The sequence below is a fragment of the Alloprevotella sp. oral taxon 473 str. F0040 genome (assembly GCF_000318095.2).
Taxonomy (GTDB): domain Bacteria; phylum Bacteroidota; class Bacteroidia; order Bacteroidales; family Bacteroidaceae; genus Alloprevotella.
The window spans coordinates 1-18,011 of record NZ_KB290722.1; the positions used below are offsets into that span (position 1 = coordinate 1).

An 18,011-nucleotide genomic window follows, 5' to 3' on the forward strand; every position below is an offset into this window, starting at 1 on the left:
GTTGTAAGACTTATACTTACAACGATTTTTCTTTGTATATAAGCCTACACAGTGAGGGGTGTCGTTCGCCTTCACCTCCAATAATTGATGATAAGCACGAAGCGGTTGCAGCACTTGTTCCTGCATCGCAGTGCGCTTCGCCACCTTTTTGTCCACCACTTTGAACGTCACAAAGTCCACAGCAAAAGGCATATCCGTACTCTTTCTCCTCATCAACTGCTATTGGTTTTGCTATAGCGCATTTGAAACGTGGCACTTCACGCTGGCTATAATAGATAAAATCCTACTCAATTTTCAACGTACAACTGGCTTGTTCTCCTCCGTTCTGTGGACAAAGCTCTTTTGCGTAGTCTTCCTTGGGCTTTCTTGTTTAGGCACCAAGGGCGTCAAAGAAGAAAAGATAACGTGGGGAATGATTTACTCAGCCCTTGCCGTGGGCTTTGTGCTTTTCTTTCTCAATTGGTGGTTGCTCGTTTTGCCCATCTCGGCAGTAGGTGCAGCATCAATCTACATCTTCTCTTTGTCCCTAGGTTATATCTGCCTATTGATGGCTGGGGTCTGGATGAGTCGTTTGCTCAAGAACAACCTGATGGATGACGTTTTCAACATGGAAAACGAGAGTTTTATGCAAGAAACACGGCTGATGCAAAACGAGTATTCAGTGAACTTGCCGACACGCTTTTACTACAAAAAGAAATGGAACAAAGGGTGGATCAACATCGTCAATCCTTTCCGTGCTTCAATGGTACTCGGCACCCCGGGTTCTGGTAAGTCCTATGCCATTGTGAACAACTACATCAAGCAACAAATAGAAAAAGGTTTTGCGATGTACATCTACGACTACAAATTTCCTGACCTCTCAGAGATTGCCTACAATCATTTGCTCCATCATTTGGATGCTTATGAAGTAAAACCCCAATTCTTCGTTATCAACTTTGATGACCCTCGAAAATCGCACCGTTGCAATCCCATCAACCCGAGTTTTATGACGGACATCTCGGATGCTTACGAGAGTGCTTACACAATCATGCTCAATCTCAACCGCTCGTGGATACAGAAGCAGGGGGATTTCTTCGTGGAGTCGCCTATCATCTTACTTGCTGCCATCATTTGGTTCCTCAAAATCTACGAAGACGGCAAGTATTGCACCTTTCCACACGCCATTGAGTTCCTCAATCGCCCCTATGCGCAGATATTTCCCATCCTTACCGCCTATGATGAATTGGCGAACTACCTTTCCCCCTTTATGGATGCTTGGGAGGGTGGTGCGCAAGACCAGTTGCAGGGGCAGATTACTTCGGCAAAGATACCGCTCTCACGTATGATTTCGCCCGCTCTCTATTGGGTGATGACAGGAGATGATTTCTCGCTCGACATCAACAACTCACGTGAGCCGAAAGTCCTTGTTGTCGGCAACAATCCCGACCGACAAAACATCTACTCGGCAGCACTTGGACTCTACAATTCGCGCATTGTGAAACTCATCAACAAGAAAAAACAACTCAAATCTTCGGTCATCATAGACGAGCTACCGACCATCTACTTCCGTGGATTGGACAACCTCATTGCCACAGCTCGCTCTAACAAAGTGGCAGTTTGTTTGGGATTTCAAGATTTCTCGCAACTCACTCGCGACTATGGCGATAAGGAGAGTAAGGTTATCCAAAACACCGTGGGCAACGTCTTCTCTGGGCAGGTGGTGGGCGAGACTGCGAAGACCCTCTCCGAACGCTTCGGAAAAGTCCTTCAGCAACGTCAGTCGATGACCATCAACCGCAACGACAAGTCTACTTCCATCTCCACACAACTCGATAGCCTTATCCCTGCTTCCAAAATCTCCAACCTCACACAAGGCATGTTTGTCGGAGCCGTCTCCGACAACTTCGACGAGCGTATCGAGCAGAAAATCTTCCACGCTGAGATAGTTGTAAACTCCGCCAAGGTCTCTGCCGAGATGAAGGCGTATCAGCCCATTCCCATCATTGCAGACTTCACAAACGAAGATGGCTCCGACAATCTCCGTGAGACAATCGAAGCCAACTATAAGTGTGTGAAGCAGGACATCCTTTCCCTTGTCGCCAGCGAGATAGAGCGCATCAAGAATGACCCAGAGCTAAAGGGGCTGATTAAGGAGTAGGAAGCGGAAGATGCAAAGCGCCACCAGAAAATAGTTTATTGTATTGATTTTGTTTAGTGCTATAAGTTATTGTGGTAGTTTTTCAGCTTGTGAAGCTACTAATTCGGCATAGAAACGTCCATGTTTCATCAGCTCTTCATGTGTACCTACCTCTACAATTTGCCCTTGATGCATAACCACGATTTGGTCGGCATGGCGGATGGTGCTTAGACGATGGGCAATGACGACAACCGTGCGGTCGGTGAAAGCTTCGTTGAGGGCAGCTGTGATGCGTGCTTCGTTGAGGGTGTCGAGCGCGTTGGTGGCTTCGTCGAGAAAGAGCATCTGCGGATTGCGATAGAGCGCGCGAGCAATGAGCAGACGTTGCTTTTGTCCGCCACTCAAACCACGGCCGTTTTCGCCAATCATCGTATCGAAACCTTTGGGCATAGCATAAATCTCATCGGCGATTTGGGCAATCTCGCAGCAACGTTGGAGCTGTTCGTAGTCCACTCGTTCGTCTTCTAAGACGATGTTGGTGAGGATGCTCTCGCTAAAAAGTTTTCCATCTTGCATCACCACACCGCAGAGCTTGCGCCACTCGCGCAGATTGATGCTTTGTGTGTTCATCCCACCCATTCTGATGGTGCCGTAGGAGGGATTGTAGAGGCGGATGAGAAGTTTGAGGAGAGTGGACTTCCCACTGCCACTGCCCCCAACGATGGCGGTGACTTTGCGCTCGGGGATGGTGAGATAGATGTGTTGCAAGACAAGTGGGGAGGTGGCGGTGTATTGGAAATGCACGTTTTCAAGGGTGATTTCTCGGCTTTCGGGCAACACGTTGGTCGTGCCGATGGAGAGTTGTTCGGACTCGTCCTCAAGTTGGCGGATTTCGTTCATCCGCAGGAATGAGATTTTGGCATATTGTGCCGAAACGACAAAGTTGATGAATTGCACCAGTGGCCCATTGAGCATACCTAGGATGAATTGTGTGGAAATCATCACTCCAAAGGTGATTTCACCTCGGATGACGGCTGTGGCACAGAAGAAGACGATGCCCATATTCTTGATGCTATCGATGAATTGTGCACCGAGATTTTGCAGGTTGGTCACTGCAAGTACGCGTTTGTTCACGTGATAGAGCTGAGCTTGCAAGGCTTCCCACTTCCATCGACGCGTCTTTTCGTAGTTGTAGATTTTGATGTCTTGGATAGCCGCTACAGTTTCGACCCAATAACTCTGGTCGCGCGAGAGGAGTTCGAAGTATTGCCAATCGAGTTTTTTGCGCACGCTCAAAAAGAGTAGCACCCACGCCACATAAAGCACTGAGCCACCGATGAAAATGAAGAAGATGACAGCATTGTAGATGAGGAGAATGACGGAGAATAGCAGGAAAGTGAAGGTAGAAAAGATGAGCGATAGGGAGTTGTTCATGATGAAACTGCGGATGCGCTCGTGGTCGTGCGCTCGCTGAAGGATGTCGCCCAAGAGTTTGTTTTCAAAGAAGGTGACAGGCAGCTTCATCAGTTTGATGAGATAGTCGGAAATGAGGGCAATGTTCACACGCGCGGTGATGTGCATAAGCAACCAGTCGCGCACCACGTTGAAAATCATGATAGAAACGAGGATGCTGATGTTGCCCACCAGCACCATATTGATGAAATTGACGTCGGATGTTTTGATGCCCACGTCAATAACGGCCTTGGAGATGAAAGGCAGGATGCCTTGCAACAAGGTGACGATGAACATCACAGCGAAGACAAGAACAAACTGCGCCTTGTAGGGAGCAAAATAGCGAAGAATGGTGAGAAAATCTCCCTGATTTCTTGGATTTCCTCCGTGGTTTCCTGAATTTTCTCCGTGATTTTTGCCAAAGTCAGCGGAGGGTTCAACGCAAAGCACCACGCCATGGTCTTCGTCTTTCAACAACCATCCTTCGGCAAACTCCGTGTGGGTGTATTTCACGTGACCTTTGGTGGGGTCGGCCACATAGATGTATCGTTTGGTGGTGCGATAGACCACAACATAGTGGTTTTCGTTCCAAAGGATGATGGCTGGGTAGGAGATTTTTTGGATGAGTGTCTCTAGTTTGCAACAAACGGACACGGTGTGTAGTCCGATGTTTTCAGCACCAGTACTCAAGTCTAGCAACGTCACCCCTTCTTTTGTGATGCCGCATTTGTCGCGCAACAATTGTAGGGAATAGTATTTCCCAAAATGCTTCGCAATCATCTTCAGACACGCAGGGCCACAATCTTGTGTATCCATTTGATAGTCGATGGGGAAAGAGTGGAAGAGGCTCATAAGGTGGGGTGTTAAGAATGAAAGTGAGAAAAATGCTCTCCACCCACCCATGCGGAGTGAGTGGAGAGCTGATGTTAGTATCTTATTGTGAAATATGCTTTAGTCGATCGATGAAGTAGTAGGAACGATCCTTAATGCTGACGTGTATGTGCAGTTTGTGGCGCACAGTCTTGGTGGGTTTTGCATAGGGATATTCCACAGCCTCAAAGGTCACTTCAAACCAATAGTTGCCAAGAGCTTTAATGAGTAGAGACTTCAGATGATCTTCAGAGCAATCCGAGCCATCAATCAGCGCGTAGTAGTTCTTGGTGTTTTGAGGAGCAACCGCAGGAGCATACTTCTCTGCGAGATAGTTGGCCAATTCACCATATGGCGAATACATGATGCCGTTCATATAGGCCACGTAGAAGCCAATAGACAAATTCAGCAGCCTGTCATTCTTGGAAGAGCTTTTGCACGTTGCTCTCAAGGTTTGACATGTCGATGCGATCAGTGGTGCGAGTGTAGATGCGCTGCTGACCGATAGGCTGTGTTTCGAAAGTCGGACAAGGGCCAATCATAGATTCAGGAATTTCTGTCCACAGACGCACTTCTTGCAAAGCCTTGTCGCGTGCTTCTTGGCTCGTAATGGGAGATTTTTTGAGGAGAGCATTGCACTTCTTCAAGGCTTCCTGCTGACCATAGAGTCTGCGATAGATGAAAGCCACCTTTCCAACGATAGGATCGCTTGGTAGCTGGGCAAAGGCAGCTTCTTCCTTCTTTTGTGCTTTGAGAAATTTCTCCCGACCACGAGTGGTGTCGTTGGTGCAATAGTAATAGTCGCCTAGGCGGCAAAACAAATTACTATTACTGGAGAAACGGCCTTCGCGTTCTAGCTGTTGGAAGAGTGCGAGTGCTTCCTTTGTTCTATGACTTAGAGCAAGGATAGTCCCCTTTTCCTCATAGGCCTCCCAAAGATTGGGATCAAGCTGAATGGCGCAGTCAAGAATGTTTATGAGATAGTCTTCTCTGCCGCTGATATTGATGTTGGGGACTTTTGTGCTTTGTACAAGCGTCATTGCTGCATCGTGCCGAGATTGCCGATCATCTGGCACAGCGGCCACATTTATACAGAAGATGGCTGCGAGTAGGATGAGTAGATGTTTCATTGTGATGTAAGTTTATCACCTCCCTCGCCCCATTTTTGAGGACGAGGGAGATTGAGTTTTAATTGCATCGGATAAAGACGCGTTTGGCGTATTCACTGTTGGAGTCACCGTACAATGTATCCAGGATTTGAAAACAATCATCAAACAAGCGTCCTCTATAGACTCGATGAGGTTCGTGAGGGCATCCTCCATATTGCGTCCACAAGGGGATGCAAATCTTCGCAGCTGTTGCTTCATCTTTGATGTAGAGGGGGATGGGAATGTTGAATTCCATACCAGCATCTACGCGAAATGAAATCCCTTGCTGCTCTGTTTTGATGTTGTAGACAGGTCGGATTTCATAGCCAGCAAGATAACCCTCTCTAGCTGTGTAGAATTCATCCGTACTAGTGTTCATACGTGGACACCAGTTGAATCTCTCCAAAAGAGGAAAAACGTACGATCAAGACCATAGTGAAAAGGTGGTTGTAGCACCTCTTCATAAATGTAGGTCGTATTTTCGCGAGGAATGAGCTTCTCTACTTGTGCCAGCACTGACAGCGTGCTGAAGAAGAGGAATGTTGCGATGAATGATACCGTTTGTTTCATAATTTGTGAGGTGACTACCAGCAGGCAATGCATAGAGTTCTTGCAAACTATGCACAGACTTTGTGGTTGTTTCCCCCTGAAAGAAGCAACAGAGTGCGAGGAAGATGAGAGGTATTTTCATTTTTCGCCGTATGTTCTTAAGTTTATCCCTAGTTGAAAAGCAAGTTGAGGCCCGAGAACCTCATCATAATGCAAGGGAGCTGCTGCACCTGCAGTTCCTTCGCGTTTGAGTTGTTGGGTATGAGGATTTGTGCGGCTGTAGCAAGGAACGATGTTAGATAATTTGGGGTTGTTGCTCACGTCTGCCACCTTAATGCCATATTGGTATTCGATATTCACATAGGGATAGATGTCAACATATTGTTCTAGCTCGTTGTGTGAGAGATTCAGCTGCTTCAGGGACAAAGGGAGATGGCGCAGCTGTTCTGGTGTAAGTCGCTGAATGTCATTGTGCGAGAGGTCGAGCGATTCGATGTCGTACATTGAAAGACAAGGGATTTCCGTCAGCTTCTGCCCTGAGAGGTCAAGATGCTTGATATGCGTCCCCCAAGGCAGGCGATATACGGCTGCGAGTTTGTCAGCTTGCTGCCCTGTTTGCGGAATGAACGACAAACAGAAGCTTACCATTGCGCAAAGGACGAATGCGCAAAGGGTAATTTTAGGATGGATCGATGATTGTGACATAGCGATAAAAGACAATATACTGAAAGTAGTGAACCTTTCTCCCCCCTCATACAACCTTAAGGCAGAGAGGGAGGAGAGAATTTATAGATGGTGAGTTCTATTCATCAATCACGATGACACGCTTTGATGTGGGGCCAAGGTTCATCTTTCTCTTCTTGAGCTACCAAGCATTGTTGCATAGGATAGCTTTTGCGAGAAGGGAAGTTGCGGAAATCTGCTTTTCCGCCTTCTATGATAGCATAGTCTACCAACTTATGGTTGTGGATAAACAATATGCTTGCTGTGCGGTCTGACATTGTTGCAGCGTAGAGTTCTTCTCTCTGCTCTTGTGAGATTGCAAAGGGGAGGCTGTCTAGCTGCTGAGTGCCATAGGGCGGTAGCACATAGAAACTGTCGCAGTTTACAGGGCAGAACTCTTGCATAGTGAATGTTTGGTGATGAGCAATCACTTCATAGCGTGGCTGAATCTGCTTGGCACATGACGAACATAGCGTGGACAATAGCGTGCCAAGTAAGCAGATGGATAAGAAACGAGTTACTAGTACCATATTAACCTACCATTGCAAGCGGCTTTTTCGACTTCTTCCAAAAGTCGTTTTTCGGACCATCCGTTTTTGAGTGCTTGTTTTCCAAGTTCATAGCCAACGGAGTTATTGTGCAAATCCATTTTCTTTTCGCGTTCTGGATTGTTAGGAACATTCTCATGTCCATCTCCGAATTCTTTTGCGACTTTTGAATCCTTTCCTGCATCCATTTGGTTCATTGCAGACCAAAGGCAATGACGTATTGCGTCTCCATAACCGTTACGTTGTCCAGGAAGGTTTTTTGTCATCTCAGAAGCGCGATCGGCATTTTTTTTGAATTCTAAGGCTAGTAATGGGTGGCGCAATGCGTTACTTGTGTCAGTGGAGCCTGTGCTAGTACCATAGCCATATCCTCCACTAGGATCACAATATCCCCCACTGCAATCATCCCATGCACCTGAACTGGGAGATTCTGAACTGAAAATTCCAATATGCATTGGAGGCATATTAGGATTTTCTTCCTGCATAGTAGACGCTATCAAGGGAGAGGTAGTGTTGTCTCCTTCCCCCACTTCCGTGGTGAGCAAGTCATTGCCGAGTCCTGCGAGGACGTGGTTGGCTTGGTCGCGTTGGTTGTCGCCGAAGTAGGCGGCCATTTCATCGCGACCCGCGGAGAAAGATTGCATCTCTTCGCGAGAGAGAATCCATTCTTGATCAGCAGTATCGAGAGCTGCCATCGCTTTGGCAAATTCTGCCAAAGACTGCTTGGTGATTTTAGCCATAATTGTATGGGATTAAAAGGTGAATTGCTGCTTTGATGCATCAACTTGTGCAAGACCTAGGATGATTGCCGCTGTCTTTTGCACCTTGTCAGCGAGAATTTCCGAGAACCGCTCGGAACGGATGAATCCTTCACGCAGCGTTGCGGATAGGATTGATGAGAGGTATTTCATCCTTTATGGAGGAAGTATTGTGATATGTTGTGGAGGTGAGCAAGGCGTTGGCTACTCTTCTCGAAATAGTGTTCGACACGCTCGGGAAATCGATCGTTGCTCTCCGAAACATCAGAATAGCCAAAACCCTTTTGTACAGAGATGAAAGGATAAATCGCCATTTTATAGGGAGTTAGCGCAGAGAGAACGCCATCTGCGGTGTCTGTGGCTTGGAAAGCATAAGCTAGTATGTCGTCAAAGAGTGGGGCATAGATGACGACAAACTGAGTACTCCAAAACCAATCCACCCAATAACGGTGCGCACTCACACGCACAGCTGTGCCAAAACCACCTATTCCGCCATTGAGCAAGAGTGCACCTTGTTTTTGTGCTTGTTGGAGGTTGGTGTGGAAGTACTCCTTGCTGTAGTGCTGCGTAAAACAGTGGTCGTCTTCACAGATGAGAACGTAATCCAGGTGCTGCGCCTTGGCTTGTCGCACGATTTTGCAGATGCTTTGCCATAAACCTACTGCACCATTGGGATGTTCGCAGGCTTCTACCAGATGAGCATCAAACTCAGGGTGATTGTTGAACTCATTGATGATGTGTTCTTTACGTTCGGTGCGTTGTTTGAGGTTGATGACGTAAGTGGGGATTGTCGCAACGGTCTGTGTTGAGGGCTGTATTCCTAAATTCTCTAGCGTTGTTTCGAGTATCCCTTGCATCTTCTCACCCCACACTTGCCAGTTGAGGCGTTGTCGGGCATCTGTTTGAGCGGAACGACACAGTTGTTCATAGGCTTCTCTATGTTGATAGAGAGCAATGATGCGTTCGGCCATTGTTTCAGGAGTGTCGTTTGGGGAGAATAGCATACCATTCACACCTTCTCTCACCACTTGGGAAACACCACCCACATTTGTGGCCAGCGATGGTAGTCCAAAGGTTGCTGCTTCGGCATAGACGATGCCGAAACAGTCAAACTTGGTGGGCATGAAGAAGAAGTTGGCTTCCCTAAACTTCTGAACGAGGAGTGCACGGCCTTCGGTTTTTGATTTATCCAAGAAATCAATGGCTTCAACGTCTTCGGGCAGGTTGTTGGGATGCTTTCCGATGAGCGTTAGCTGACAAGGAAATCCTTTTTGTTGGAGCAGACGATAAGTGTCTAGCACTTCTTGCCCACCCTTCATTTCCCAATCTTTGGCCACGAAGAGTAGGTGACAGACTTCTTGATATTGTGGCAGCGTTTGTTCTGATGCAGGGACAATGAGGTTACTTCCAAACTCAATGACGTGTACTTTGTCTGGCGATGCCTCATAATGATCGATAGCATTGCGGGCAGACCACTCCGAGGAATAGACCACTTGTGTGGCGCGTTCTATGGTATCGTGTTCCACCAGATCAGCGAAGTTGGCAAAATGCGTGGGCAGTCGCAGATATTTTTTCATCAAATCAGTTGTGGTGTCGCCCACATAGATGATAGGAATTGTAGTATCTAGCTGTGCAATGAAATAATAGTCGCGTGCAATGATGACATCATAGTGGTGAAGTCGAAAGAAATCTTCCAGCATCACTCCCCAATAGTCTACATACATCTCTGGAATGAAGCGCATCTGAGGATGTTTCATCTGATGCATCTGCCACTTTTCTTCATAGAGATCACCACCGACCCATTCCACTTCATTGTGTTGTTGTAATGCGTGGAGCATATGGTGGAGCGTTCCTGACCAAGAACGGATATTTGTGGGATCGAGTGAGGAGAGAAAAGCTATTTTCATAAGCTCATCAAGTTAGGGTTCGACGTTGTCGGTGGAATGTATATAAGACTGTTTCCGAAGAATCGTCTTTCCACGATGATAAACAATCGTGCCTGGTGTGTTGTTTTGTTTGTTGATAGTGTGTTATTTTTCTGTTTTTGCTTTGAGATTGTCGAAGAGTCGTTGGATGAGTCGCTTGGGTTGGGTGATAATCTCAGCCGTGCCTTTGCTCTCAAAGTTGAGCGGAAGTTGCTGGTGGTAGTTGGTGATGAGGCCTTCGGGAAATTGGATTTGCACCAAGTAGGTTTCCATCACGTGATTGTCGGTTTGCAACTTGTTGGTGAGCCGAGAGATGGCAGCAACGCGACCTTTAAGTTGTCCAAACTCATCGTATGGGAAATCCTGTAGTTTCACATTCACCGTTTGTCCCACACGCACCTTGCCTGCGCCCATCGCTGAAATGTGTGCTTCGCCAATGACTTGATTGTGAGGAGGAAGGATGCTGAATACTTCCGTGCCAGCTGCGATAGTGGTGTTCTCGTGCCAAAATCCGAGATAGTCCAACTGTCCCATCATCGGAGCGCGGAGGAGGTATTTTTCTTCCCACAAGCGCATTTCGCCCTGCAAAACATTGCGTTTGGCTTCGAGGTCGGAACGTGCTTCCTCGATTGTTTCGGCTTCTTCCTGCTGACTGCGTGCAATCTCGGTTTGCGAGCGTCGGATGTCGGCTTGTTTGGCATAATGAGTGGCTTGCACATTGACTGCAGCATCGGCCTGTGCATAGTAGTTGTTGGCATTGGCCTCCATTTCACTTTTCGACACATAGCCATCAACGATGAGCAGGCTGTCGCGGTGCATCTCGTGCGCCAAATTCTCACTCACCTTGCTGCGAAGTGCGTTGCTTTTCGCCAATTGAGCGGCAACTTTTTGGTCGGCTTCAATCTGAGCTTGCAAACTTTTGCGCACGGTGGCATAGCGAGGAGAGCGGATGAGGCGAAGATAGCGTTGCAGGGAGAAGAGAAACGTGTTGTAGGTGCTGGAGAGTTCGCCCAATTCGAGGTGCTGTGTCGGAGGTGCAATGGCGGAATCGCCTTGTGCTAGCCAACTCTTGAGGGTGAGATAGTGCTGATAGTTGGTTCCACTTTCCACATAGGCCAGCACATCACCTTGTTGCACGTTAGCTCCACGAGGCAGGAGCAAGTGTAGTCGGCCGTTGGTGGCAGCAACAAGTCGCACGGGGGCGGTGTTGGCCGTGATCGACACTTGTCCGTCCACCGTTTCGGGATAGCGGATGATGCAGCTCAGTGTGAGCAATACAGCGATGAGGGTTGCCACGATGGCCACCGCCCATCCGCACCAGCCAGTTGGCATACGGTCGATGATGTCTTGCACTTCTTCACTTCGATGGGGCATAGGAGCTTGTGTATTTGGGGGTGAATGTTGGGAATAATGATGATTGAGGATGCCCCTCTATAGATGTAGGCATGGATAATGACCTTTAGGGACAAAAATTGCGCTAAAAGATGTTGGACGCTCGGAGAAATGGAGAAATCCGAGTTATCAGAGGGATCGGAGTCGTCGGAATTATCGGAGTTATCAGAGCAATCGGAGTTATCTGTCGTGTCGGATGGCTCTGATTTATCCGATAGCTCCGATTCTTTTGATTAGCCTCCTGCTCTCATGCGCGCGCGTTACTGCAAACTTCATTTTTTGCTGTCACGGCTTTCACAGAGCTAGCTCGGTTCTCTAGATTTTCTAGCCTTTCTAGGCTGTCTAGACTAAAAAGCTCCGAGTTTTTTGCGCAAATCTCCGCGATTTTCTGATGAATGTCCCTATATATTTGTGTTTCTTGTTTATTTTGAATGATTTAGCCTATCCTGCACTTCGATTTGTGACAGATGTGACAGCAAAAATCACGTTTTTGCAGTGACGCGCGCGGGGGAGCGATGAGTTGTCGCAGTTGTTTCACCTTTGCTCTTCGCTTTTTGGCCGCTTCATCGTGTGCTTTGATGCGTGCTTCAGTGCTAGGGAAGATGATGGGGGTGAAAGGACAATGCTTGAGGAAAAATGCACCTGAGAAGCGACGATAGAGATTCATCGGGAAGAAACAATGTGAGAGAAAGGGCATACCTCGGAATCTTGCCTTCTGAAGTTGGTCGAATGTTTTGTCCAACGGTACGTAGAAAGCAGAGTCTGCGATAAGCATTGCTTGTCCCTCAAAGCTGTCGATGGGAGGAGTTTGCATCCCTCGCTTTTCTACGAGTGAATCTTCTAGTAAACTGTTGTCGCCTGTGCCGTAGGTGAAGAGTAAAGGAAAATACGTTTCGCCATATTCTTGGGCGAGCGTATGCCCCATTGGGATAATATTGGGGAGAGGAGCGTAGTCGCCTTTGGCGATATGCTGAGCGTGCAGGTACAACAACGTTTTTGGAGAGGTCACTTGCTGCGTGAACCATTTGAGATTCTCTGCCATCATTGAGTCGCGTTTGTTGAAACAAGTATAGTCTTTAGGCAATGTTTGGTCGATGAGTATATGATGTTGCAGTGTCTGTGCGAGCAGGGGTGATAACCATCGCTGAAATTGTGCTTGGTGAGCTTGATAGGCTTGCAGCGCAGCTGGATGATTTTGTTCGGCTAGGGCAATGAGCAAGGGATAGCAGAATTTTTGTTGCTGCCAATTAGGGAGTGAGGTGAGAAAGTCGTAGAGTTCGAGCAGCGTGCCTTGTGTGTCGTTGTGGAAGCTATTGATGTCGATGCCAGCTAGTACGATTTTTTTCTTCTCATTTCGACTTTCGTTGATTGTTCTCAGGCTATCAAGAAAAGCCTGAACGGTGGGGGCGATGGGAAAATAGAGTGGGTAGTTGGGATGATCAATATAGTATTGCAGAGCGAGAGAGGAGGTAGGTGTTTGCTCTACGAGAATCAGCCTAGATTGCTTTGTCTTGACGAGCTGTAGGATGTTATTGTAGATGGCTTTTTGCAGGGTGGGGTTGTGATGCACGCTTTCGCCAAAGGCAATGATGCGAGCTTGTGCAGGGAATTGCTGAGAGGGAATGAGTTGTTGAGGCGTTGGGGTGTAGTGCTTGATAGGGACAATTGAGGTTTGGGGTACGGTGTCTTTAGCAATAGAACGACCATTGATGAGAACATCGATGGAGAAGATGCGTAGTATGTTCATTTTCTCTCTGTTGTTGCCTATGGCTTGGAGGTTAATGCGTAGTAATTTCGCCTTTTCACTATTCAGAGCAATCTGATAACTTCTTCTTGCGCTGTCTAGTGGCAAGTAACTTGAGGTTTGTTGCACGATCTCTTCTTGATCGTTGAGCATAGACAACACAACGCGCAATGAATCTATATGATTCTGCTTTACGTCAAGCACCAATGTAGCTGTGCTGTGGTTAGAAGGAGGAAGAATGAGTGTTTGCGTCGCATCCACCTTCATTCGGTCTATAAATTTATTGGGAACATACATGAATAGTTTGCAGGTATCTCCTTTGTGTATGGCAATACCTTGCATATTGTGGTATTGTAATGCGAAATCGTAGACCCAGTCCAGCCCAATTGCTTCATTCTCTCTTAGATTGAAGCGATAGTACTGAGCATAGTTGATGGGATGCTTATCGGGTACACTGCATATTCCCAAACAAATAGAGAACAGCCATGTTGTGATTATGGCAATGATGCATCTGTGGGAAAGGAAACACTTTAGCTATGTGAACACAGAGCGAAAAGAGTACTATTTCTTCTTAGCTTCTTCTTCGTTTTTTGCTCTACTTGCCCTTCCGTCAATGAGACCCTTGGTCAGGCCGAACATATACTTTTGCATATCATAATCTATTTTTCCCGGTTCATGACCCATCAACATGGCAGCACCCGAAATACGTAAGATAATGCCTAAATCGTCTTTCCAATCTGGGCTTTCACCAGCCATAAATCCTGCTACGTATCCACCTGAATACAAAATACCGCCTGAGTTATCATGCCCAAATTCAGGACGTCCTTTGATTACCACTTCTGGCAGTTCAATGTCTTTAGCCATTGGCATAGACATCGGGGAAAATTCTGTTGAATCGTTGACAGACTTGTGAATTGTACTCCCCACTTCTGTGGAGAGCAAATTGTGTTCAAGCCCAGCGAGAGTGTGGGCTTCGTGGTCGCTTTGGCTAGTACCCAATGAGGTGTAAGCACCATAGCGACCACCACAGCGTAGCGTTCCATCTCTTTGGGGGAGAGGATTGTTGCTTCAGCAGCTTCGAGAGCTGCGACCTCTTTGGCAAACTCTTCCAAAGAGGCTTTTGTGATGCGTGCCATAGTTGTTGTATGGTTTTGAAAGTTAAGTTGGACGTGCTGCGGTGCTATGTGACAAGCCTAGGATAATGCACTAGCACTCATTAGAAGTCCAACATGATTTTCCGAGAACCGCTCGGAGCGGATGAGCGATTTGAGGAGAGAAAATCTTCCTTTTCAATCGTTTATTTCGTAAAAAGTCAAACTATTCGACGGCAAAGATTGAGACATAGGGTGATGAGTTCCTTGTGGTTGAGCAGATGTTCTTTTTCCAACGTCAAGAGCATTTGATGCAATTCGCCTATGTGCTGGCCTTGTCTAGACTGCTTTGTGATATGCTCCACGATTTCTTGTTGGATGCGATGCGACACTTCTGCTTGTGCTGTCGCTTTAGTACGAGATACTTGCTGAGCACTGACTCGGTAGTAGTGCAAACACTGGGGGATGACAAAGAACGTCGCCCCAAGTTTAGCGCATTCACTCCATAATTTGTAATCTTCAGCATAGATATAATCTGAATCGTAGTGCAAATGGTGCTTCTTCCAAAAAGAACTTCGTATGATAGCCGTTGGGTGATAGAGATTGTTCTTGTGTAATAAGTGAAGCAGAGGGTGCTCGAGCTTTCCTTTCGCACTGGGTGCAACGTAGTGCATGCCACGCAAATCAAAACCTTCCATCCATGTGGTACAAACATCCAATTCAGGATTTTGCTCCATCAAAGAGACTTGCATCGAAAGGCGGTCGGGATGCATCATGTCGTCTGCATCCATGCGCACAATATATTCACCACGAGCCATGTGCATTGCACAGTTGAGAGAAGCAATATAATCATGCTCATTTCGTAGAATAATTAATCGTTTGTCAGAGCAATCATTGAGTATCTGCCATGTTGCATCTGAAGAACCATCATCAACGATAATGAATTCAAAATCGTCAAATGATTGCATTAATACACTTTGCAAAGCATCTGTTATATATTTCTCTGCATTATAGGCTGTCATAGTGATACTTACTCTGGGCATGATTTTAGAATTTGGTGATAGACTTGAAGTGTCTGACGATACATTGCCGCCATAGAGAATTGTTGCAGGTAACGTTGTCGTGCAGCATGGCCGATGCGTTGTCGCAAATTCCTATCATGGAGTAAACGGATGAGATGAGTCGTGAGCTGGTTCACATCAAACGTGAGCATTCCATCTTCATTCACGTCTACGTCGGTTAGCAGCGCGTCTTGCTCATGTGTGAACATTTCGCCTAGCCCATCTACTGCAGTAGAAACTATTGGGAGCGCGTGCATCATCATTTCGATGGCAGCATAGCTACATTGTTCTTGTAAAGAAGCTATTACGCCGATGTCTGCTTCACTATACAGCACACAAAGCTCTTCATACGGAAGATTTCCTTTGAAATCTAGATGCAGATGAGGAAACTCTTCTTGCCATTGAGCCTTATGCTGTGGGCGCACCCTACCTGCTATGATTAGTTCCACAGGATAACCATATTTTTGCAGTTGGTCTATGGCTTTTATCACGAAAGAAAGTCCTTTACTCTGATGGGCAGAACCTACAAATAGCACCTTAGGAAGAGGAGATAATTGGTAGTTGCGCCTTATTGGAGTTGGACTATCAGGTAGACCATTGTAAATAACGCTTATTTTACGATTGTCAATGCCTTGTTGCTCTAGAAATGCCTGACCAGAATGAGTTACACAAATGATTTCATCAGCGTGTTCATAAGCTTCTTGTTCGTTGCTTATGACGTAGAACTCAGCTTTACTTAACCGTGCCTTTTGGTGCTGTGTTACTTTTCTTTGCAAGAATGCAAAACGTTCACGATTGCTGTTGTATAAATTCTTCCAGGGAATACAATGTAGATGCATGATGACGTGACACCCCATTCTTTTCCTCACATGCAGTGCTAAATCTATCAGATTAATCGTGTGTAGATGCAAGATGCAGCCCTCTTCAAAGCAATCTTGAATAGAGGGGAAAATCACTTCCATATACTGTTGCATGCGACTTTGGCGCCCCACAAGCGTAGGTACCGCTTCTGGAAGCGGAATCGTGACTTCTAGATAATGCTGTTTCTGCTTTCGATGCACGAGATAATTAAAGCGGTTACTCTCAAAGCGCAGGTATATAATGCGAGTTTGAGCATTGGCCAGCGCACCCAACCACTGCGAAAGGTAGCGGTTCACTCCTGTCGTGGCACCTGAAGTAGCCATTTCTGCTAAAATCAAAAGAGGATTTTTGGAGGTCATGGCAAAGGGTTTTAGAATTGCGCCTCTTGATGAGACTCAAATTAAGACTTAGTGAGGATTAAATTAAGCAATGAGAGAGGACATTGCGATGCTGTCCTTCAGGGAGGTAAAGCCAAACGATGAAGAGCAAAAGCCGAGAAAGACCATTTTTAAGGCAGCAGAGCGGACATTGCCTGAGCAGAGGAATGAGTTGTTCCACTCGTTTTTCAGGATGATCGAAAATTAAGGGGAAAAGCAATGCCTCTAGTTCTCTGCGAGAGCTAGATGAGAGGATATAAAGTGAGATGAGGTCTTCGAGAGAAGAGAGTAAGGCATGTCGTTCGGTGTAGTGAATGAACCGTTTAAGGTCTATAGACTTGCCCCGAAGGCAGTTGATGCGGAGGTGATGAAGGGAGCTTTCTTTGATGCGGTGGTTTTTGACGCATCTTTGATAGAAAGCCAGATGCGTAGCATCGGCACGATAATTAAATTGCTGCGCAAGATGCACCAATTGATGCCATTGTGCCAGCTCTGATTCGTCGATAAAATCTTTGTCTTCTGCATACCATTTGCGCCATCTTTCAGCATAGTGCGCAAAGAGTTGATTGAAATTGTTGGTGAGCAGCTGGAAGCAACTGGCATTATGCTGGTCTGCATACAACAAAGCATAGCTGCAAGCTTCAACATGAGACTTGAAATTATGGGTATCTGCACTAAGCTCATGAATATGCTTAGCTACAAGTGCCTCTTGTTTTCCCAACACTTCACCATAATCAATCTCTAATAAGTCGGTTCTTATGAGATAGCGAGTCGCATAGAGGATTCCGCCCCAACCATTTTCAAAAGAGAGGTCAACATGGTGATTGATCAAGCAAGATTTCAATAAAGATATTGCTTCGTTTTCTAGTTTCTTATCGCCTAGCAACGTTGCTGTTTCCATGAGTGCAATGCTTATTCCTGCAAGGCCGTATGCTAATCCTACAGCCTCTGTAGAGGTTGCATTGAGACGGATAGCATCTACATACTGAAGTAGAATACTTCTTTGTCCTAAATCTAAATGAGAAGAAATTAATGTTATCATAACTCGTAAATGGTTATAGTTAATTTCACTTGCTCTCTTGAGCATCAAGAGCCTTACGACTCACCTCTGTTCGTTTATAGACTTTTGTCTATACATCAGAGTTCAATAGAAGGAAGCCCATTGAAGATGTATTCAGTCACTATAAAGTAACGCTCTAGCTTCCATGTCAGGCTGCAAGTACGTATACCAAGAGAATCTTATCATCTTTAATTTTCCGCAAAAATAGAATAAAATTTCTATTCGAACAAATGATTTTGTTGTTTTTGGGGTGAAAAATTTTTTCCTCATATTCCTCTTTTCTTCCTTCCTTATCCTCCCTCTGCTTAGTGTGTTGTCTTAGTCTGTATTTTTGCT

17 protein-coding genes and 1 pseudogene are annotated in these 18,011 nt (G+C 46.2%); 1 reads left to right on the forward strand and 17 read right to left on the reverse strand.

What is annotated here, in order from left to right:
• Positions 1-198 (reverse strand): annotated as a pseudogene (locus HMPREF9999_RS10370) (DUF4138 domain-containing protein); the annotation flags it as partial.
• On the opposite strand from HMPREF9999_RS10370, the gene mobC reads away from it, so the two are divergent.
• Positions 149-2,137, forward strand: a complete 1,989-nt coding sequence (gene mobC, locus HMPREF9999_RS09225) for a conjugal transfer protein MobC (protein WP_044063457.1) — start codon at positions 149-151, stop codon at positions 2,135-2,137. The pseudogene HMPREF9999_RS10370 and the gene mobC overlap by 50 nt on opposite strands.
• Positions 2,138-2,203: 66 nt before the next feature.
• Here the strand turns inward: mobC and HMPREF9999_RS09230 are convergent, their stop codons facing one another.
• The 16 genes from HMPREF9999_RS09230 to HMPREF9999_RS09305 form a co-directional block, all read right to left on the reverse strand.
• Positions 2,204-4,420 carry a peptidase domain-containing ABC transporter gene (locus HMPREF9999_RS09230; RefSeq protein ID WP_009437831.1) on the reverse strand — a complete coding sequence of 739 codons (2,217 nt, stop codon included), beginning with the start codon at positions 4,418-4,420 and terminating at the stop codon, positions 2,204-2,206.
• Positions 4,421-4,502: 82 nt separating this feature from the next.
• Entirely contained in the window at positions 4,503-4,841 is a 339-nt protein-coding gene (locus tag HMPREF9999_RS09235) for a hypothetical protein (protein ID WP_044063453.1), read from the reverse strand.
• 13 nt (positions 4,842-4,854) lie between these two features.
• Positions 4,855-5,568: a tetratricopeptide repeat protein gene (locus HMPREF9999_RS09240; RefSeq protein WP_009437833.1), complete on the reverse strand. Its 714-nt coding sequence runs from the start codon at positions 5,566-5,568 to the stop codon at positions 4,855-4,857.
• Between the two features lie 58 nt (positions 5,569-5,626).
• The gene (locus HMPREF9999_RS09245; protein WP_009437834.1) at positions 5,627-5,965 is read right to left on the reverse strand and encodes a hypothetical protein; all 339 of its coding nucleotides are present in this window, start codon (positions 5,963-5,965) and stop codon (positions 5,627-5,629) included.
• Positions 5,962-6,156 carry a hypothetical protein gene (locus tag HMPREF9999_RS10510; protein WP_157049652.1) on the reverse strand — a complete coding sequence of 65 codons (195 nt, stop codon included), beginning with the start codon at positions 6,154-6,156 and terminating at the stop codon, positions 5,962-5,964. Before HMPREF9999_RS10510 ends, HMPREF9999_RS09245 begins: the two co-directional genes overlap by 4 nt.
• A gap of 117 nt (positions 6,157-6,273) precedes the next feature.
• On the reverse strand, positions 6,274-6,840 hold the full coding sequence (locus tag HMPREF9999_RS10515) for a leucine-rich repeat domain-containing protein (RefSeq protein WP_157049653.1): 567 nt from the start codon (positions 6,838-6,840) through the stop codon (positions 6,274-6,276).
• A 104-nt stretch (positions 6,841-6,944) separates the two neighbouring features.
• Positions 6,945-7,388, reverse strand: a complete 444-nt coding sequence (locus HMPREF9999_RS09260) for a hypothetical protein (RefSeq protein ID WP_157049654.1) — start codon at positions 7,386-7,388, stop codon at positions 6,945-6,947.
• Positions 7,379-8,146: a DUF6973 domain-containing protein gene (locus HMPREF9999_RS10805; RefSeq protein ID WP_009437838.1), complete on the reverse strand. Its 768-nt coding sequence runs from the start codon at positions 8,144-8,146 to the stop codon at positions 7,379-7,381. Before HMPREF9999_RS10805 ends, HMPREF9999_RS09260 begins: the two co-directional genes overlap by 10 nt.
• A 167-nt stretch (positions 8,147-8,313) precedes the next feature.
• On the reverse strand, positions 8,314-10,071 hold the full coding sequence (locus HMPREF9999_RS10375; RefSeq protein WP_044063455.1) for a glycosyltransferase: 1,758 nt from the start codon (positions 10,069-10,071) through the stop codon (positions 8,314-8,316).
• Between the two features lie 123 nt (positions 10,072-10,194).
• Complete coding sequence (locus HMPREF9999_RS09275) at positions 10,195-11,463, reverse strand: HlyD family secretion protein (protein WP_009437841.1); 1,269 nt, start codon at positions 11,461-11,463, stop codon at positions 10,195-10,197.
• A gap of 454 nt (positions 11,464-11,917) precedes the next feature.
• On the reverse strand, positions 11,918-13,693 hold the full coding sequence (locus HMPREF9999_RS09280) for an erythromycin esterase family protein (RefSeq protein WP_009437842.1): 1,776 nt from the start codon (positions 13,691-13,693) through the stop codon (positions 11,918-11,920).
• Positions 13,694-13,786: 93 nt separating this feature from the next.
• Positions 13,787-14,089, reverse strand: coding sequence for a hypothetical protein (locus HMPREF9999_RS09285; protein ID WP_009437843.1), 303 nt, complete (start codon positions 14,087-14,089; stop codon positions 13,787-13,789).
• Positions 14,056-14,361: a hypothetical protein gene (locus HMPREF9999_RS09290; RefSeq protein WP_009437844.1), complete on the reverse strand. Its 306-nt coding sequence runs from the start codon at positions 14,359-14,361 to the stop codon at positions 14,056-14,058. The genes HMPREF9999_RS09285 and HMPREF9999_RS09290 overlap by 34 nt, the downstream gene beginning before the upstream one ends.
• A gap of 176 nt (positions 14,362-14,537) precedes the next feature.
• Complete coding sequence (locus HMPREF9999_RS09295) at positions 14,538-15,338, reverse strand: glycosyltransferase family A protein (RefSeq protein WP_052316511.1); 801 nt, start codon at positions 15,336-15,338, stop codon at positions 14,538-14,540.
• An 8-nt stretch (positions 15,339-15,346) separates the two neighbouring features.
• Entirely contained in the window at positions 15,347-16,597 is a 1,251-nt protein-coding gene (locus tag HMPREF9999_RS09300; protein WP_009437846.1) for a glycosyltransferase family 4 protein, read from the reverse strand.
• Positions 16,598-16,655: 58 nt separating this feature from the next.
• A complete protein-coding gene (locus tag HMPREF9999_RS09305) occupies positions 16,656-17,657 on the reverse strand; it encodes a hypothetical protein (RefSeq protein ID WP_157049655.1) in 1,002 nt (333 codons plus the stop codon).
• Between the last annotated feature and the right edge of the window lie 354 nt (positions 17,658-18,011).

What these genes read in the sequence shown, in the direction of transcription:
- HMPREF9999_RS09230 (WP_009437831.1), bottom strand. Translation starts at nt 4,420, where the DNA reads ATGAGCCTCTTCCACTCTTTCCCCATCGACTATCAAATGGATACACAA.
- HMPREF9999_RS09240 (WP_009437833.1), bottom strand. Translation starts at nt 5,568, where the DNA reads ATGAAACATCTACTCATCCTACTCGCAGCCATCTTCTGTATAAATGTG.
- HMPREF9999_RS09245 (WP_009437834.1), bottom strand. Translation starts at nt 5,965, where the DNA reads ATGAACACTAGTACGGATGAATTCTACACAGCTAGAGAGGGTTATCTT.
- HMPREF9999_RS10510 (WP_157049652.1), bottom strand. Translation starts at nt 6,156, where the DNA reads ATGAAACAAACGGTATCATTCATCGCAACATTCCTCTTCTTCAGCACG.
- HMPREF9999_RS10515 (WP_157049653.1), bottom strand. Translation starts at nt 6,840, where the DNA reads ATGTCACAATCATCGATCCATCCTAAAATTACCCTTTGCGCATTCGTC.
- HMPREF9999_RS09260 (WP_157049654.1), bottom strand. Translation starts at nt 7,388, where the DNA reads ATGGTACTAGTAACTCGTTTCTTATCCATCTGCTTACTTGGCACGCTA.
- HMPREF9999_RS10805 (WP_009437838.1), bottom strand. Translation starts at nt 8,146, where the DNA reads ATGGCTAAAATCACCAAGCAGTCTTTGGCAGAATTTGCCAAAGCGATG.
- HMPREF9999_RS10375 (WP_044063455.1), bottom strand. Translation starts at nt 10,071, where the DNA reads ATGAAAATAGCTTTTCTCTCCTCACTCGATCCCACAAATATCCGTTCT.
- HMPREF9999_RS09275 (WP_009437841.1), bottom strand. Translation starts at nt 11,463, where the DNA reads ATGCCCCATCGAAGTGAAGAAGTGCAAGACATCATCGACCGTATGCCA.
- HMPREF9999_RS09285 (WP_009437843.1), bottom strand. Translation starts at nt 14,089, where the DNA reads ATGGCTAAAGACATTGAACTGCCAGAAGTGGTAATCAAAGGACGTCCT.
- HMPREF9999_RS09290 (WP_009437844.1), bottom strand. Translation starts at nt 14,361, where the DNA reads ATGGCACGCATCACAAAAGCCTCTTTGGAAGAGTTTGCCAAAGAGGTC.
- HMPREF9999_RS09295 (WP_052316511.1), bottom strand. Translation starts at nt 15,338, where the DNA reads ATGACAGCCTATAATGCAGAGAAATATATAACAGATGCTTTGCAAAGT.
- HMPREF9999_RS09300 (WP_009437846.1), bottom strand. Translation starts at nt 16,597, where the DNA reads ATGACCTCCAAAAATCCTCTTTTGATTTTAGCAGAAATGGCTACTTCA.
- HMPREF9999_RS09305 (WP_157049655.1), bottom strand. Translation starts at nt 17,657, where the DNA reads ATGATAACATTAATTTCTTCTCATTTAGATTTAGGACAAAGAAGTATT.